The sequence below is a fragment of the Streptomyces sp. CHD11 genome (assembly GCF_018638295.1).
Lineage (GTDB): Bacteria > Actinomycetota > Actinomycetes > Streptomycetales > Streptomycetaceae > Streptomyces.
This window is the reverse complement of sequence record NZ_JABTTS010000089.1, coordinates 1-485: the sequence shown is the minus strand read 5'-3', so window position 1 is coordinate 485 and position 485 is coordinate 1. Positions and strand designations below refer to the sequence as shown.

General features: G+C 75.7%; 1 pseudogene. It reads right to left on the bottom strand.

From position 1 onward, the window contains the following. Positions 1–485: pseudogene (locus HTV45_RS33270) on the bottom strand (acetoin utilization protein AcuC); the annotation flags it as partial.

Here is a 485-nt window from a genome sequence, read left to right as displayed (position 1 = left end):
GCCAGGTGCGTCCAGGCGCGCGGGACGACGTCCACGACCGCGTACCCGCCGCCGCCGAGCGCCACCCAGCGCCCGTCGGCGTAGTCGTGCGCCAGGCCGTGACAGGCCAGCTGCACGGCACGCTGGGCGTCCAGGGAGATGGCGAAGTGGGCGAGCGGGTCCTCGAAGTGGGTGTCGGCGCCGTGCTGGGTGACCAGCACCTGCGGCCGGAACTCCGCCAGCAGCTCGGGCACGACGGCGTGGAAGGCCCGCAGCCACCCGGCGTCGCCGGTCCCGGCGGGCAGCGCCAGGTTGACCGAGCTGCCCTCGGCGCCCGGCCCGCCGGTCTCCTGCGGCCAGCCGGTGTGCGGGAAGAGGGTGCGCGGGTGCTCGTGCAGCGAGACGGTGAGGACCCGCGGGTCCTCCCAGAAGGCCGCCTCGACGCCGTCGCCGTGGTGGACGTCGGTGTCGACGTACGCGACGCGTTCGGCGCCGAGTTCCAGGAG